The organism is Microcystis sp. BLCC-F210 (assembly GCF_042134685.1).
Classification (GTDB): domain Bacteria; phylum Cyanobacteriota; class Cyanobacteriia; order Cyanobacteriales; family Microcystaceae; genus Microcystis; species Microcystis aeruginosa_D.
In genome coordinates this window covers 4,457,807-4,474,333 of record NZ_CP169647.1, presented here as the reverse complement: position 1 = coordinate 4,474,333, position 16,527 = coordinate 4,457,807, and the positions used below count along the sequence as shown (strand labels likewise).

Genomic DNA, 16,527 nt, shown 5'->3' with positions numbered 1-16,527 from the left:
AATTAAAAAACCCAGCAACTAGATATTTAAAGCATGACTAAACCAGAAATTAAATCAGAGAGTGTCTGGATTCAGGCAGCTACTCCCAAAAAGATTCGCAACCTCAAAGAGACTATTATTGAAGTTATTCTATTTTTGGCGGCTTTTTCCTCTGTGGCCACCACTATCGGCATTATGGAGGTTTTGATTCTAGAATCCGTGCATTTTTTCGAGAAAGTTCCCCTGATTCAATTCCTAACCGATACGGTTTGGAGTCCGCTTTTTGCCGATCCTCGTTATGGTATTATACCGCTACTTTCGGGAACCTTAACCACTTCGATCGTGGCGATGTTTGTCGCTGTTCCTTTGGGAACAATTGCCGCTATTTATCTCAGTGAATTTGCCCCCCCGCGTCTGCGAGAAGTGGTTAAACCTTGTCTAGAATTATTAGCGGCTATACCGACAGTAGTTTATGGTTATTTTGCCTTTTTAAATGTCACACCTTTCCTACAAACTTTTTTGCCTGACTTACCTTCATTTAATATGCTCAGTGCTGGTTTGGTCATGGGATTAATGATTATTCCCCTGATTAGTTCCATCAGTGAAGATGCCATGCGTGCCGTACCTTTGACCCTCCGGGAAGGTTCCTACGCTACCGGAGCAACTCGTTTACAAACTGCTTTAAATGTGGTTTTGCCTGCCGCTATTTCTGGTATTAGTGCCGCTTATATTTTAGGAGTTTCCAGGGCCGTGGGAGAAACGATGATTGTAGCGATCGCCGCAGGATTACAGCCAAATTTAACCTTCAATCCCTTTAGTGAAGCGGCCACCATTACCGCTTATATTGTTCAGGTTAGTTTAGGCGATTTACCCCACGGTTCGATCGAGTATCAATCAATTTTTGCCGCCGGTATTATGCTAGTCATTTTGACTTTAATCTTTAATATTATCGGTTATTTCCTCGCCAAAAAATATCGGGAGGTTTACTAATCATGGAAAAAGAACAATTATCGAATTTAAGAGCTAATATTGAAAGGCGCAAGCTGATTAGCACTGTATTTTCTGGCTTAGGGTTGTTGATTATTTTTGTCTCTACCCTAATTCTCTTTATCCTGATTGCCCAGATGATGATAGCAGGGTTGCCGCGCATTACCCCCCAGTTTTTTACTTCTTTTCCTAGTCGTCACCCTGAAGAAGCTGGTATTCTTTCCGCTTGGGTGGGAACCTTGCTAGTGATGTTGGTAACAGCCTTGATTGCGATTCCTCTCGGTATTGCGGCGGGAATTTATCTGGAAGAATATAGTAAGAAAAATTGGCTTTCAGCAATTATTGAGATTAACGTCACTAATTTAGCGGGTGTTCCCTCAATTATCTATGGTTTACTCGCCCTCGGTTTGTTTGTCTATCAATTTAATCTCGGACAAAGTATTATTGCCGCCGGTTTAACCCTAGCTTTGCTGATCCTACCTGTGGTTATTGTCACCACCAGAGAGGCAATTCGGGCAATACCCAACAGTCTCCGGGAAGCGGCCTATGCCGTGGGAGCAAGTAGATGGCAAGTAGTGGCCGATCATATTCTTCCCTACTCCTTCGGTAGTATCCTAACTGGTGTGATCATCGGGCTTTCCAGAGCGATTGGAGAAACGGCTCCCGTGATTACTATTGGTGCGCTCACGTTTATTGCCTTTCTACCCGATGCTCCTTTACAAGCAAATTTTCCCTTTATTAACTTTAATTGGCTGAAAGCACCCTTTACAGTCATGCCTATCCAGATGTTTAACTGGGTTTCTCGTCCAGAGCCAGAATTTGAAGTCAATGCGGCTGCCGCTGGTACAGTGTTGATTGTGATGACTCTCGGTATGAACGCTGTAGCTATCTATCTCCGCTATCGTTTCCGCAAAGGTATCAAATGGTAAACTCTATTTTTCCCTCGATGATGTCTAATATCAAAGAATTTCAACCAAAAGCTGAGGTGAGAAACCTTGACTTTTACTACGCTGGCACCAATAAACCCGCTTTGCGAAGTATCAATCTCACCATTCCCGAAAGACAAGTAACCTCTCTAATTGGCCCCTCTGGCTGCGGTAAAACGACGCTTTTGCGCTGTTTTAATCGAATGCACGACCTTTATGCCGCTAATCGCTACGAAGGGGGTATTTATATCGATACCGTCAATATTTTAGATCACAAGGTCGATCCGATCGAGGTGCGGATGCGGATTGGTATGGTTTTCCAAAAACCGAACCCTTTCCCGAAATCTGTTTACGAAAATGTCGCCTACGGTTTGCGGGTTAGGGGTGAAAAAAAACGGGAGTTTATCGATTATAAAGTAGAACAAGCTTTGCGCGGTGCCGCTTTGTGGGATGAAGTCAAGGATCGTCTCAACACCAGTGCCTACGATTTATCGGGGGGACAACAACAACGTCTCTGTATTGCCCGCGCTTTAGTTACGGATCCTGAAATTATCCTCTTTGATGAACCCACTTCCGCTCTCGATCCGATCGCCACTAATAGTATAGAAGAACTAATTGGTAAATTAGAGGAAAAAGTTACCATTTTAATCGTCACCCACAGTATGCAACAGGCAGCCCGGATTTCTGATTACACAGCTTTTATGTATTTGGGTGAACTGATGGAGTTTGGACAAACTAAAATTATGTTTCAAGAACCAACTCACGAGAAAACAAAAGAATATATTAGCGGTCGATTTGGTTAAAAAATCGCCATTGTTTGGGGAGAGAAAGCAATTATCTCCCCAACGCTCTCCTCTAAAACTTGGCTTTTTGCCGCAATAATTCCGCTAGGGTAACATCAAATTGCGATTGTCCTCCGAAAACCGTTCCCACTTCACCGTTAAAGAAGGTAACTGTGGCTAAATGGTAATGTTCATCCGTTAGGGGGATATAACCGACTTCTTTAACAATACTCTCGGCATTATCGAGGTAATACTCCACAAATTCCTGTAAAGCTCGGCTTTTTTGCGCTTTCTCCCCATTGACGTAGATAAATAAAGGTCGAGCAAGGGGTTGATATTGGGAGTTAACTACGGTTTCTCTAGAGGGTAAAATCGCCCCTTTACCGCTATCAATGCCTAAAGCTTTCAATTTTTGGGGATTTTGTTCATAATAAGCTAGTCCAAAGTAACCAAGAGCATTCGGATCTTGACTGACTCCCTGGACTAAAGTGTTATCATCCTCGCTGGCTACATAATCCTTACGACTAGCACCGGATTTACCGACCACAGCTTCGGTAAAATAGTCAAAAGTTCCGGAATCTTGGCCTGCACCAAAGAGATTTAGGGGTTTATTGGGGAATTCCGGTCTGATTTGATTCCAATTGGTAATTTTACCCTCAGCAGCCGGTTCCCACATTTTCTTTAATTCTTCTAGGGTAATGCTATCAATCCAGTTATTTTCCTGATTAACGACTACAGTTAAGGCATCAAAAGCCACGGGTAATTCAATATATCTTACGCCATAGCGATTACACAGGGACATCTCATCGGCTTGAATCGGTCGAGAGGCATTGCTAATATCAGTTTTTCCTTCACAGAATTCCCGAAATCCCCCAGTGGTTCCCGAAAATTTTACGCTCACTTCTGCTGTACCCGGTTGACTGCTTTTGAATTTCTCGGCCACGGCCTGGGTAATCGGGTATACGGTACTAGAACCATCAATTTTAATTGATTTGTTAGCTGGAGATTCCCCTATGCCACAGGCCGACAGTAGGCTAATTCCAAAAATACTTAACGCAGAAAATACCATTTTCACAGAATTTTTGTCGCTTTTACTCATTGTCTCTGTCCCCGTTATCAGTCAATAACTACATAATATTATTTCAAAAAAAGTTGATATATATAATTAAGAATTCTAAAGTTGAATGTTATCGAAAATACATCAAACTGATGGGCGAAAGGACAACAAAAACGTTTATCTGTAGGGTCTGATACTAAATCCGTTGAGTATGCGCTACATATCAGGACAGGCAAAAGGCAAAAGGCAAAAGGCAAAAGGCAAAAGGCAAAAGGCAAAAGGCAAAAGGCAAAAGGCAAAAGGCAAAAGGCAAAAGGCAAAAGGCAAAAGGCAAAAGGCAAAAGGCAAAAGGCAAAAGGCAAAAGGCAAAAGGCAAAAGGCAGCTTTGTTCTCCCCACTTCCCCACACCCCACACCCGTTCGGACCTCGGCGTGAGCTCGGTCGAACGCTGAGCTCACGGCCGAAGCCCACACCCCACACCCCACACCCCACACCCCACTCCCATAACCCAATCCCCGAAACCATAAGGCTGCCCGATTTTGCTAGGATAAGAAATGTAACAAGAATCTTTCTTAACAGTCGGATAATTCATGGGCAACGATACCATCACCTTACTCTCCTCCCGGGAAATTGAAAAAATGCGTCGAGCCGGACGATTAGCAGCTAAACTCTTAGACCATCTCGCAGATATGGTTAAACCGGGGGTAAGTACCCTAGAAATCAATGACGAGGCAGAACGTTGGACTCGCGCCCATGGAGCCAAAAGTGCGCCCCTAGGATACCATGGCTTTCCTAAGTCCATCTGTACTAGCATTAACGAGGTTATCTGTCACGGCATCCCCAGTGCCGATCAAATTCTCAAAGATGGGGATATTATTAACATCGATGTCACCCCGATTTTAGAAGGTTATCACGGCGATACTTCGCAGACTTTCTTTGTCGGTACTCCCTCCCCCCTGGCCAAAAAGTTAGTAGAAGTGACTAGAGAATGTCTGCAAAGAGGCATAGATGCAGTGCAGCCGGGGGGTAAAATCGGCGATATCGGCGCGGCCATCCAAGAATACGCCGAAGGACAAGGATTTTCAGTGGTTAGAAATTTTGTCGGTCATGGTATCAGTAATGTTTTTCACACCGGTCCGCAGGTTCCCCACTACGGCATTCGCGGCAAAGGCAAAACAATTCGCCCCGGCATGGTATTTACTATTGAACCAATGATTAATGAGGGAACTTGGCAACATATTCTCTTAAAAGACGGTTGGACTGCTATTACTAAAGATGGTAAACTTTCAGCCCAATTTGAACACACCATCGCCGTCACCGAAACCGGTGTTGAAATTCTCACTTTACCCGATTAAATTTAGGGAACAGGGAACAGGGGATAGGGAATGGGAGAATGGGGAAATAGGGAAGTTTTAACTAATACCCCAAAACCCCAAAACCCTAAAACCCCATCTCCCCACTTCATAATTCATAATTCATAATTCATAATTCCCACTGATAACTGAATATATGCAGTATCGTCGTTTCGGTCGCACTAATCTACAAATGCCAGTGTTTTCCTGTGGGGGAATGCGCTATCAATTTCAGTGGCAGGATGTGCCGATGTCGCAAATTCCCGACGAGAATCAAGGCAATTTAGAGGCAATTATCAATAAATCTCTGGAAGTGGGGATTAATCACATCGAAACCGCTAGGGGTTACGGCACTTCCGAGATGCAATTGGGCAAAATTTTGCCGCAACTACCGAGGGATAAGATTATCGTGCAGACGAAAGTTTCTCCTAGTCAAGATGTGCGGGAATTTCGCCGTAAATTTGAGCAATCCCTGCAATTTTTACGGTTAGATTATGTGGATTTGTTGGGTATCCATGGCATCAACACGGCTGAAATTCTCGATGATACTATGGCCGAGGGCGGTTGTTGGCAAGAGGCGAAAAAATTACAGCAACAGGGAAAAGTTCGTTTTATCGGTTTCTCCACCCATGCACCAACTGATGTAATTGTCAAGACTATTGCAACAAATTGTTACGATTATGTCAATTTGCACTGGTACTATATTTTTCAGAATAACTGGCCGGCCATAGAAGCAGCAAAACAGCACGATATGGGGGTTTTTATCATTAGTCCCTCCGATAAGGGTGGCCATCTCTACAATCCTCCCCCTAAGCTCGTCGCTCTCTGTTCTCCTCTCAGTCCGATGGTTTTTAATGACCTATTCTGTCTCAGTCATCCGGCCGTTCATACCCTGAGTATCGGTGCAGCGCAACCCACAGATTTTGATGAACACCTGAAAACTTTACCCTTACTCGATCGGTCCGAGAAGATTTTACCGGCAATTATCGAGAGATTGCAAGGGGAGATGATCAACTGTTTAGGCGATAATTGGGTGAAAACTTGGTCTTTGGGTTTACCTAGCTGGGAAAATACCCCCAATCACATCAATATTCCTTCTATCGTCTGGTTACACAATCTCGCTATCGCCTACGATATGATCGACTTTGCTAAGGCCAGATACAATCTCTTGGGGAATGGGGATCATTGGTTTCCCGGTCAACAAGCAAAAGAGGTGGAAAAACTCGATTTAACTGCCTGTTTAGCCGCTAGTCCCCACGCTAATAAAATTCCTTATCTTCTCGCCGAAACTCATCGATTATTGTCGGGAGAGACGGTACAACGCTTAAGCAGTAGTTAAAATTCGATGCCGGGTTGCGCTTTCACTCCCTGTTGACGAAAGGGATGTTTAATTAACTTCATTTCCGTGACTAAATCCGCTATCTCGATTAATTCCGGTAAAGCTCCTCTACCAGTGAGAATAACGTGACAATTAGCGGGTTTTCGGGCTAAACCAGCGATAACTTCCTGAATATCCAGATAACCGAATTTAAGGGCGATATTGATCTCATCGAGTAAAATTAATTTATATTGGGGATTTTCGAGAAAAGTTAGGGCTTTTTGCCATGCTTCTTGGGCTTTCTCTATATCTCTTTCTTTATCTTGAGTTTCCCAGGTGAAACCTTCCCCCATAGCATAAAACTCGATTTGTTCCCCCCAAACACTAAAAATCTTTTGTTCGGCAGGTTCCCAAGCACCTTTGATAAATTGTACCACCGCCACTTTGTAACCATGACCGAGGGAACGTAAAACCATACCGAGTGCTGCCGTGGTTTTTCCCTTACCATCGCCGGTATTAACGATAATTAAACCTTTTTCGGCGATTTTTTCGGCTAAACGTTCCTCTTGGATTGCCTTGCGGCGCTGCATTTTTTCTTTGTATTGTTCGGGAGTGAGTTGCATTCAGGTCTATCCAGTCAAATCAAGATAATTGTAACTCAAGGGGTTATTGATCGCCGTTTATATATTTTAACCAGCTAAATTGTCTGGGGATTGATGCCTAATTCTCGTAATTTTGCCGCTAATCTTTTCTTAGCTTGTCGTTCTTGTTCTTTTTCTAAAAGAGCTTGTTCTTTTGCCTGTCTTTCCTGTTCTTTTTCTAAAAGAGCCTGTTCCTTTGCCTGTCTTTCCTGTTCTTTTTCTAAAAGAGCCTGTTCCTTTGCCTGTCTTTCCTGTTCTTTTTCTAAAAGAGCCTGTTCCTTTGCCTGTCTTTCCTGTAATTCAGCTTCTTGGGGTGTGGGAACCAATTGACCATCGACGGTAAAATAACGTAGTTTACGGTCAAATATGCCTAAATATAATCCTAACTCTTCACTCCAGAGATAACCCTGCTCATTGGCAGAAATAGCTTGATATTGTCCCTCAATTAGTCTAAATCCTTGCAATTCTAACGTATTAGGATCGAACCAAAAATAATTAGGAGTGCGAAAAGTATTTTGGTAGAGAATTTTCTTTTTAGTGCGGTCAATATTAGCCGTAGAATCGGAAAGAATCTCGACGATTACATTGGGATATTTTCCCTGTTCTCCCCAAACCACCCAACTTTTGCGGGGACGTTTTTCTGTATCTAAAACCACAAAAAAATCAGGACCACAGAAATTGCGCTTTTTCAGTTGTTCTTCGTTATAGTAGATAGTCAGATTACCAGAAGCGTAGTAATCGTTTTTCTCTTGCCATAATAATTCTAGACAACTGAGGAGAATTATGATCTGTTGCAGGTGTAAATCACTTTCCAAGGGTGGTTCATCACTCCATAAATCGGTGGGGGGACAGGTAACTTCTGGTAAAATGTCGAGAGTTGTCATAGTTTTTCCCCTGGCTGGGACATTTATCTAATTATAACAGTAGGAATTAGGGATGGGGAATTTTAACCAGCTAAATTGTCTGGGGGTTAATGCCTAATTCTCGTAATTTTGCCGCTAATTTTTCCTTAGCTTGTCGTTCTTGTTCTTTTTCTAAAAGAGCCTGTTCTTTTTCTACAAGAGCTTGTTCTTTTGCCTGTCTTTCCTGTTCTTTTTCTAAAAGAGCCTGTTCCTTTGCCTGTCTTTCCTGTTCTTTTTCTAAAAGAGCCTGTTCCTTTGCCTGTCTTTCCTGTAATTCAGCTTCTTGGGGTGTGGGAACCAATTGACCATCGACGGTAAAATAACGTAGTTTACGGTCAAATATGCCTAAATATAATCCTAACTCTTCACTCCAGAGATAACCCTGCTCATTGGCAGAAATAGCTTGATATTGTCCCTCAATTAGTCTAAATCCTTGCAATTCTAACGTATTAGGATCGAACCAAAAATAATTAGGAGTGCGAAAAGTATTTTGGTAGAGAATTTTCTTTTTAGTGCGGTCAATATTAGCCGTAGAATCGGAAAGAATCTCGACGATTACATTGGGATATTTTCCCTGTTCTCCCCAAACCACCCAACTTTTGCGGGGACGTTTTTCTGTATCTAAAACCACAAAAAAATCAGGACCACAGAAATTGCGCTTTTTCAGTTGTTCTTCGTTATAGTAGATAGTCAGATTACCAGAAGCGTAGTAATCGTTTTTCTCTTGCCATAATAATTCTAGACAACTGAGGAGAATTATGATCTGTTGCAGGTGTAAATCACTTTCCAAGGGTGGTTCATCACTCCATAAATCGGTGGGGGGACAGGTAACTTCTGGTAAAATGTCGAGAGTTGTCATAGTTTTTCCCCTGGCTGGGACATTTATCTAATTATAACAGTAGGAATTAGGGATGGGGAATTTTAACCAGCTAAATTGTCTGGGGGTTAATGCCTAATTCTCGTAATTTTGCCGCTAATTTTTCCTTAGCTTGTCGTTCTTGTTCTTTTTCTAAAAGAGCCTGTTCTTTTTCTACAAGAGCTTGTTCTTTTGCCTGTCTTTCCTGTTCTTTTTCTAAAAGAGCCTGTTCCTTTGCCTGTCTTTCCTGTTCTTTTTCTAAAAGAGCCTGTTCCTTTGCCTGTCTTTCCTGTAATTCAGCTTCTTGGGGTGTGGGAACCAATTGACCATCGACGGTAAAATAACGTAGTTTACGGTCAAATATGCCTAAATATAATCCTAACTCTTCACTCCAGAGATAACCCTGCTCATTGGCAGAAATAGCTTGATATTGTCCCTCAATTAGTCTAAATCCTTGCAATTCTAACGTATTAGGATCGAACCAAAAATAATTAGGAGTGCGAAAAGTATTTTGGTAGAGAATTTTCTTTTTAGTGCGGTCAATATTAGCCGTAGAATCGGAAAGAATCTCGACGATTACATTGGGATATTTTCCCTGTTCTCCCCAAACCACCCAACTTTTGCGGGGACGTTTTTCTGTATCTAAAACCACAAAAAAATCAGGACCACAGAAATTGCGCTTTTTCAGTTGTTCTTCGTTATAGTAGATAGTCAGATTACCAGAAGCGTAGTAATCGTTTTTCTCTTGCCATAATAATTCTAGACAACTGAGGAGAATTATGATCTGTTGCAGGTGTAAATCACTTTCCAAGGGTGGTTCATCACTCCATAAATCGGTGGGGGGACAGGTAACTTCTGGTAAAATGTCGAGAGTTGTCATAGTTTTTACCCTGGCTGGAACATTTATCTAATTATAACAGTAGGAATTAGGGATGGGGAATTTTAACCAGCTAAATTGTCTGGGGGTTGATGCCTAATTCTCGTAATTTTGCCGCTAATTTTTCCTTAGCTTGTCGTTCTTGTTCTTTTTCTAAAAGAGCCTGTTCTTTTTCTACAAGAGCTTGTTCTTTTGCCTGTCTTTCCTGTTCCTTTTCTAAAAGAGCCTGTTCCTTTGCCTGTCTTTCCTGTAATTCAGCTTCTTGGGGTGTGGGAACCAATTGACCATCGACAGTAAAATAACGCAGTTTACGGTCAAATATGCCTAAATATAATCCTAACTCTTCACTCCAGAGATAACCCTGCTCATTGGCAGAAATAGCTTGATATTGTCCCTCAATTAGTCTAAATCCTTGCAATTCTAACGTATTAGGATCGAACCAAAAATAATTAGGAGTGCGAAAAGTATTTTGGTAGAGAATTTTCTTTTTAGTGCGGTCAATATTAGCCGTAGAATCGGAGAGAATCTCGACGATTACATTGGGATATTTACCCTGTTCTCCCCAAACCACCCAACTTTTGCGGGGACGTTTTTCTGTATCTAAAACCACAAAAAAATCAGGACCGCAGAAATCGCGCTTTTTCAGTTGTTCTTCGTTATAGTAGATAGTCAGATTACCGGAAGCGTAGTAATCGTTTTTCTCTTGCCATAATAATTCTAGACAATTGAGGAGAATTATGATCTGTTGCAGGTGTAAATCACTTTCCAAGGGTGGTTCATCACTCCATAAATCGGTGGGGGGACAGGTAACTTCTGGTAAAATGTCGAGAGTTGTCATAGTTTTTCCCCTGGCTGGAACATTTATTTAATTAGGGTTTACTGAATAAATGTGAAATATAGACTAGATAAGAGTTTTAGGATATTTTTTTGCAAAACAGGTACAAGGTTTTGAGAATCCTGTAGGGGCGAAGCATTCGGGCAATAACCTATCGCTGAAACCGTAGATTTCCTATCTGAATGCTTCGCCCGTACCCCAAGTTTTTCTCTAGCAACGCACCAAATAAATTAATGATAGGTGTGGTGCGTTACGACGGATTGTTAGATTCAAGTTTAAGCAGAGATTGTCGCCGTCTAACGCACCCTACATTTTACTACATTTTACTTGCAACAAGGAAATAATTCCTAATTTTAAGGAAGTCCCAGACAATAAAACGCCCCCCAGTAACGATAATCCTGAAAAGGCACTGCATCGGGAGCAAAATCGTCAAGCCACTTGATCAATTCGCCGATTTTCTGATAATTGGCTTGAGCAGCATTGACGTTGGGATCCTTAGTTTGGCGCATTTGTTGCCAAGTCTGGAAAGCCTGCTGATAATCGGCTGTCAAACGGTCCCGCCAGTCTTTTTGGCAAGTCTCCCGCAACGCTTGACGAGCCTGATGTAGAGCCGTTAAACGTTCCTCTCCGGCCCGTCGTGCGCGATGGTACTCCCGGGAAAACAGCGCCGTCGCTAGATCAGCCACCGCCCAATGACTACTGATCACAGCACGAGCGCCCCCCAGCAGAAAGCCTGTACCTAAGCTGAGGGGTTCGTCCAGTAATTCCCGTCGCAGGTTTCCCTCTTCATCTCGGGAAGTGGCAAAACTGAGACCGGTTTCACAACAGGAGAGAAACACTTCCGACAATTCGGGAAAACGCCACAGGGGACTAAGTAAATCCCGGAGGGTGACTTTTTGCTCTTCGGCTAGGACGAGGTGGGAGTTGAGGGGATCATCGGGGCGGCTGGTGGCGTGGTGGCTGGAGAGCAAAGCCTGCACTTGTTTCAGCAATTGCAGATAAGAGTCGGGGGTGACTGTGCGCCCCTGTAGCCGCCGTTGGCGAGGCACGTTCCAGGTTTGGGCGACCCACTCACACTCTAGGGGAGTATAGGGCAAATCCTCTGTGGTGTTTTCCACAATCCCCAGGGTGTCGGGAGTGGGTTGCGATCGCTCTTGGCACAGTCCGAGAATTTTCGTACTGGGGACAAACTGAAGGCGAAAGCGATCGCCCAGTAGTTGACCTTGGGCGGTGGGTAGAAGGTCGAAGGGAATTTGGTGCAGGAACAGGTGGGGAATCAGAATTAACTCAGTGATGCCCTGGAGGTGCTGTTGGATGAGGGTGTCGAATTGCAGGCGGGTTGCCAGTTCTTGCAGACGAGTGGCCATAGCTTGGTGCCACTCATGCCGACGCTGCTGGCGGGATTGGGCGGTCTCTGCTTGATTAATCGCAATGTAGGGGTTAACCCAGTTGTCGATCAGCCAGTTTTGCAAGTCGTTGGCGGACTCCGGGGGATTGGGAATAGTGTGGCAGTTGACCCATTCCCCGCCATCCTGGGCGGGGCGACGCAGGACAAAGATGTGGGTATGGGTGGCGGTGGTGTAGAAGCTGAGGAGGGCAGTCTGGGGGGATGGAAGCAGCGCCGTTAGTTCATCGAGTCGGGGTTGGGGTTGGGGTTGCTGAAGTTGGGCGGTGATGGCATCAAAGCGGTAGAGAGCGTCCCAGGCTTGACGTTCAGCGGCTTCGGCGGCCTGGAGTTGTTCTGTGGCAAAGCTGGCGCGGGTGTTACCGATGGGGTAGGGTTGGGGTTTCTGGGTGAATCCGGGCTGGTCGAGGGGGTTTTGACGGAGTTGGGATTGGATCTGACGGCTATCCTTAACCTGCTGATACCAGGCTTGGATCTCTGGGGGAACGCGCCCATCGGCGTAGAGGTCGCCCACAGCGATCAGGTCGGCGAGGCGTTTGGAGCGGGAACGTTCGACGGTTCGCAACGCCAGGGAGAGGTCGCCTTGGTTAACGGCGGCTTGGATTAGGTTTTCATAAACACCGATAGACTTGCGGACAATCTCTTGGCGAAGGGCTTCACTGGTTGCCCAGGCCCGGCTTTGTTCAACGGCTTCCACGGCGACGGTGTAGCCTTCTAGGGCAATGTCCCACCAACCCTGCTGGAAACCGAGATTGCCTAAGTTGCGCCCAGTTCTCAGGGTGTCAGCCGGTAAGAGAGCGGGGTTGAGAAAGGAAAGTGCTTCTCGATAATTGGCGATCGCCCGTTCTAGGTTGGCTACCGGCTCTTTCCCTAGTTCGGCTTGGGTGCGGTAGGCATTGCCCAGATTAGTGAGGGTAGAGGCTAAATCCCTTTCTAATCCGGGTTGGCGGTAAGTTGTGGTGGCTTCGGTATAGGCGGCGATCGCCCGTTCTAGGTTGGCTACCGGCTCTTGACCTAGTTGGGCTTGGGTGCTGTAGGCATTGCCCAGATTATTGAGGGTTCCGGCTAACTCCCTTTCTAATCCGGGTTGGCGGAAGATGGTGGTGGCTTCGGTATAGGCGGCGATCGCCCGTTCTAGGTTGGCTACCGGCTCTTTCCCTAGTTCGGCCTGGGTGCTGTAGGCATTGCCCAGATTAGTGAGGGTTTGGGCTAAATCCCTTTCTAATCCGGGTTGGCGGCGGATGGTGGTGGCTTCGGTGTAGGCGGCGATCGCCCGTTCTAGGTTGGCTACCGGCTCTTTCCCCAGTCGGGCCTGGGTGCGGTAGGCATTGCCCAGATTAGTGAGGGTTAGGGCTAAATCCCTTTCTAATCCGGGTTGGCGGAAGATGGTGGTGGCTTCGGTGTAGGCGGCGATCGCCCGTTCTAGGTTGGCTACCGGCTCTTTCCCTAGTTCGGCTTGGGTGAGGTAGGCATTGCCCAGATTAGTGAGGGTTCCGGCTAACTCCCTTTCTAATCCGGGTTGGCGGTAAGTTGTGGTGGCTTCGGTGTAGGCGGCGATTGCCCGTTCTAGGTTGGCTACCGGCTCTTTCCCTAGTTGGGCTTGGGTGTCGTAGGCTATGCCGAGATTAGTGAGGGTTTGGGCTAAATCCCTTTCTAATCCCGGTTGGCGGCGGATGGTGGTGGCTTCGGTGTAGGCGGCGATCGCCCGTTCTAGGTTGGCTACCGGCTCTTGCCCCAGTTGGGCTTGGACGCCGTAGGCATTGCCCAGATTATTGAGGGTTTGGGCTAAATCGCTTTCTAATCCGGGTTGGCGGCGGATGGTGGTGGCTTCGGTATAGGCGGCGATCGCCCGTTCTAGGTTGGCTACCGGCTCTTTCCCTAGTTGGGCCTGGGTGAGGTAGGCTACGCCCAGATTATTGAGGGTTTGGGCTAAATCCCTTTCTAATCCGGGTTGGCGGAAGATGGTGGTGGCTTCGGTATAGGCGGCGATCGCCCGTTCTAGGTTGGCCACTGGCTCTTGCCCCAGTTGGGCTTGGGTGAGGTAGGCTATGCCGAGATTATTGAGGGTAACGGCTAAATCCCTTTCTAATCCCGGTTGGCGTTTAGTTGCAGCACAAAACTCGTATCCATAGACGGCAATGGCTAGGTTAATGCCCGGATTACCTTTAGGAAATTCACGAAAAGCATCAGCAAGGTAATAGAGTATTGCCGCTAGTCCGTAAGTTTCCTCTGGACTGGCTTGTTCCTTGGTATCATTTCCCCAAGCACGGAGGAGGTTAACTAAGTTTTCATCTAAGAGATGGAGGTTATTGTCGAGCAGGGGATAAATTACTTGGCGGTTTCCGTCACTTTCCTCGACAGTTTGCAGTAGGGTTTCTAAAAAACTGATGTAGAGGTTTTGGTTATCTCTTGGCGGGTCTAAAATTTGCTCTAACTGTTGCGCCATATTCAGCAACCATCTCCCGTTATTGCTGTCTCCTTGCTGTTCTAAGAAGCCTGCATACTGCTCCATCACAGCGACTAAGCCTGCATCAACTAATTCCGCGTTAGCTTGTAATAGTGCTGGTTCCTGACCATTTTCGCACTGGAGGAGCGCTTGGATTAGGGCTAAGTAAGCTTCTATTCTTGCTTCGTTCATGATTGTTTTTAGTAGTAGTGGTTCTAATTAAATTGAAGATAGATTTTGGGTTTGATCCCCCCTTAGTCCCCCCTTGATAAGGGGGGTGTTGATCCCCCCTTAGTCCCCCCTTGATAAGGGGGGCATCTGATAATTTTTAACGCCTACCTAATCAGATAAGAACTCTTGACAATTAATTATATGTTATAACGAAGTTAAATTAATGATAGGTGTGGTGCGTTACGACGGATTGTTAGATGATTGAGTAGGGGCGAAGCATTCGGACAATAACCTATTACTGAAACCCTAGATTTCCTATCCGAATGCTTCGCCCGTACCCCCAACGCACCCTACATTCTGATATTATTATTTTTAAATACATTTTCCCAATTCATCAAGCAAATCCATCGCCACCTCTAGCCAGTCCACCGCACCCTCTGAAGACGGCTTAGGCGTTGCTTCCCTTACCCCTTCTGGACGCGAGACTAAGGGTTTAAAATTCTCATGATTCTCGCTGGCCTTCTCTTCTAAAAACTCCTTTAATAGCGTCGGACGCTCATAGTCCTGCCGATAGTCCCAGACCCAGTTTAACACCGTGATTACCTCCGCTCGCTGTTCCGCTGACCAGCCTTGTTTATCGATATACTGCGCCATGATTTGCTGACAGTTTTCCCACCGATGGTAAGCTTCCCACAGCGCCGATATAGGTTTCCTCATCGCCAAGGACACCGCGCCGCCTTCTGGGAAATCCTGGCGCAGATCCGAACTCAACAGAACCCCAGTTAACCAAGCTCCTCCTTCCCCTAACTCGACTAAAATATAGGCTAGGGTTGCCGGATTTAGGTCAATTTCGACCCTAATTTGGCTTAAATCTAACAGTTCTTCACCAGACTCTTGAGGAATCAATATAGCTTCTAGTTTACCTAGCTTGGGTAGTACCACTTGAGCATTATCAGCCGCCGCAGCATCTACCTCTATCCCATGCTCTTCTAGATAATCTGTCAGCACCACCGCCGCTAAGGTGTTCTGGCGAAATTCCCCAAAGCTGGGATAGGGAACCCAAACAGAGTCGGCTAAATCTGTTTTAGGGTCTAAACCCGCAAGTTTAGCTAACTCAACTAGATCATCTGTATCTGCATTAGCAAGACGCAGGTACAGTTCTTCAACTTCTCGAATAAAATCTGCATCACTCATAACGTAATACCTGACGACTTAGATAGGGTTGGGTTTTATGCTTTAAAAATAACTTAGCTAAGGCTAACTCAAATATGTTTAATTTTTCGTGTCGATAAATATCATCTTTAAATAAATTTTCTAAACCCGTAATCACAACCTGACGCATTTCAGGAGTAAATGTCGCTTCAACGCTCCAGGGAACACCCGCAATTAACATTTTACCCAGGGAATCCGCTAATTCCCCAATCAAAACAGGCTCACCTGTCCTATTCTCGAACACCCACACAGGCTGATTATTTGCTCCCTTGTGACTAATTTGCGCTATTTTAAGCTGAAACTTATCCCCCTGGGACTCTTTCCGACGCTGTTCTCTAACTCCCTTGAAGCTTGCCTTCGATAAATCAGGAGTTACAGTTCCTTCTAGTTGAGACTTGCTTTCCTGTTCTCCTCCTAACTGACGTTCAATCTCCAACTCCCTTGCTAAAATCTTTTTCAACGCTTCATTTCTCAACTCAGAAGGCATTTGGCCATTCTCCAGTTTTAAGCGTAACTCTCCCCCCCGCAAACCAAACTTAACCCGTCCAAAGCGAAAATCAAGCCACTGCTCATTAAAAATAATCCGCACCGATAGGGAAAACGCCTCTGGTTCAGATTTTTTGAAACGGGAAAAAACACCCTTAGACTCAAGCGCAAGGGGTTCTCCCGAAATCTCCAAGTGCAGACATTCGGGACACTTATTATCATGTTCTGTTACCGCGATTGCCCTTGATTGCTTTGCCATCATCCTAGGCCTTTCAAACCCTTAACTGTAATAATT

Annotated in this window: 14 protein-coding genes; 5 read left to right on the top strand and 9 right to left on the bottom strand. The window is 45.3% G+C overall.

The features are described 5' to 3' along the window. The first annotated feature begins 33 nt into the window (after positions 1-33). Genes pstC through pstB form a run of 3 tightly spaced genes read left to right on the top strand, consistent with a single transcriptional unit; the run spans position 34 to position 2,695 of the window. Complete coding sequence (gene pstC, locus ACE3JL_RS21750) at positions 34-969, top strand: phosphate ABC transporter permease subunit PstC (protein ID WP_375328362.1); 936 nt, start codon at positions 34-36, stop codon at positions 967-969. 2 nt (positions 970-971) lie between these two features. Beyond that, positions 972-1,895 carry a phosphate ABC transporter permease PstA gene (gene pstA / locus ACE3JL_RS21745; protein ID WP_104396342.1) on the top strand — a complete coding sequence of 308 codons (924 nt, stop codon included), beginning with the start codon at positions 972-974 and terminating at the stop codon, positions 1,893-1,895. Next, positions 1,889-2,695, top strand: coding sequence for a phosphate ABC transporter ATP-binding protein PstB (gene pstB, locus ACE3JL_RS21740; RefSeq protein WP_002752756.1), 807 nt, complete (start codon positions 1,889-1,891; stop codon positions 2,693-2,695). Before pstA ends, pstB begins: the two co-directional genes overlap by 7 nt. A 52-nt stretch (positions 2,696-2,747) precedes the next feature. On the opposite strand, the gene ACE3JL_RS21735 is transcribed toward pstB, so the two are convergent. Continuing rightward, entirely contained in the window at positions 2,748-3,773 is a 1,026-nt protein-coding gene (locus ACE3JL_RS21735; RefSeq protein WP_375328361.1) for a PstS family phosphate ABC transporter substrate-binding protein, read from the bottom strand. Positions 3,774-4,321: 548 nt separating this feature from the next. Between ACE3JL_RS21735 and map the strand changes: the two genes are divergently transcribed. Both map and ACE3JL_RS21725 read left to right on the top strand, forming a co-directional pair. Further along, entirely contained in the window at positions 4,322-5,086 is a 765-nt protein-coding gene (map, locus tag ACE3JL_RS21730; protein ID WP_002745941.1) for a type I methionyl aminopeptidase, read from the top strand. Positions 5,087-5,240: 154 nt separating this feature from the next. Further along, positions 5,241-6,422, top strand: coding sequence for an aldo/keto reductase (locus tag ACE3JL_RS21725; RefSeq protein ID WP_375328360.1), 1,182 nt, complete (start codon positions 5,241-5,243; stop codon positions 6,420-6,422). Here ACE3JL_RS21725 and cobO read toward each other — a convergent pair. The 8 genes from cobO to ACE3JL_RS21685 all read right to left on the bottom strand — a co-directional run bounded on the left by cobO (position 6,419) and on the right by ACE3JL_RS21685 (position 16,491). Beyond that, complete coding sequence (gene cobO / locus ACE3JL_RS21720; RefSeq protein ID WP_271991922.1) at positions 6,419-7,024, bottom strand: cob(I)yrinic acid a,c-diamide adenosyltransferase; 606 nt, start codon at positions 7,022-7,024, stop codon at positions 6,419-6,421. The two genes, ACE3JL_RS21725 and cobO, sit on opposite strands and share 4 nt — an antisense overlap. Positions 7,025-7,098: 74 nt before the next feature. After that, a complete protein-coding gene (locus ACE3JL_RS21715) occupies positions 7,099-7,926 on the bottom strand; it encodes a Uma2 family endonuclease (RefSeq protein ID WP_375328359.1) in 828 nt (275 codons plus the stop codon). 70 nt (positions 7,927-7,996) lie between these two features. Further along, the gene (locus ACE3JL_RS21710) at positions 7,997-8,803 is read right to left on the bottom strand and encodes a Uma2 family endonuclease (RefSeq protein WP_375328358.1); all 807 of its coding nucleotides are present in this window, start codon (positions 8,801-8,803) and stop codon (positions 7,997-7,999) included. A 70-nt stretch (positions 8,804-8,873) separates the two neighbouring features. Next, positions 8,874-9,680: a Uma2 family endonuclease gene (locus ACE3JL_RS21705; RefSeq protein ID WP_375328358.1), complete on the bottom strand. Its 807-nt coding sequence runs from the start codon at positions 9,678-9,680 to the stop codon at positions 8,874-8,876. A 70-nt stretch (positions 9,681-9,750) separates the two neighbouring features. Then, a complete protein-coding gene (locus tag ACE3JL_RS21700; protein WP_375328357.1) occupies positions 9,751-10,515 on the bottom strand; it encodes a Uma2 family endonuclease in 765 nt (254 codons plus the stop codon). Positions 10,516-10,865: 350 nt separating this feature from the next. Then, complete coding sequence (locus ACE3JL_RS21695; RefSeq protein WP_375328356.1) at positions 10,866-14,555, bottom strand: CHAT domain-containing protein; 3,690 nt, start codon at positions 14,553-14,555, stop codon at positions 10,866-10,868. Between the two features lie 351 nt (positions 14,556-14,906). Next, positions 14,907-15,728 (bottom strand): hypothetical protein, encoded by an 822-nt coding sequence (locus ACE3JL_RS21690; RefSeq protein WP_375328355.1) that lies wholly within the window; start codon positions 15,726-15,728, stop codon positions 14,907-14,909. Continuing rightward, positions 15,721-16,491, bottom strand: coding sequence for a hypothetical protein (locus ACE3JL_RS21685; RefSeq protein ID WP_375328354.1), 771 nt, complete (start codon positions 16,489-16,491; stop codon positions 15,721-15,723). Before ACE3JL_RS21685 ends, ACE3JL_RS21690 begins: the two co-directional genes overlap by 8 nt. Between the last annotated feature and the right edge of the window lie 36 nt (positions 16,492-16,527).